This is a genomic window from Xenorhabdus santafensis (genome assembly GCF_033949405.1).
In the GTDB taxonomy this organism is placed as follows: domain Bacteria; phylum Pseudomonadota; class Gammaproteobacteria; order Enterobacterales; family Enterobacteriaceae; genus Xenorhabdus; species Xenorhabdus santafensis.
In genome coordinates, this window is the sequence record NZ_VCDN01000548.1 from 1 (window position 1) to 321 (window position 321).

The window sequence follows — 321 nt, forward strand, 5'->3', positions numbered from 1 at the left end:
CGACTATTTCGCCTTTCAACTTCTCAATAGTCAATTCTACTTGTTTTTCTTGCCGTTTTAATTTTCTCTCATCAGTCAAACGACCATCTTCATCAGTTTCAGCTATCAATTCTTCTACATCAGCTAAACTTTCAAACAAACCTTGATATTCCACATCAGAAAGTGATGGTTCACCATTTTTCCGCGCTAACCTTTCTTGCTCAATTTGATCTTGCAATCTAAATCTATGAAAAGTTAACTTCGGACGATCAACAGATGCAACTTTCAATTCTCCTGCCAACTCAATGTAACCACAATCAACAGATTCACTTTTTAAAACTT

At 35.5% G+C, this 321-nt stretch carries 1 protein-coding gene; it reads right to left on the minus strand.

Annotated features, from left to right (window positions below; all coding sequences use genetic code 11):
• On the minus strand, positions 1-321 hold a 321-nt coding region (locus FE392_RS23365; RefSeq protein WP_319932052.1), incomplete at both ends, for a hypothetical protein.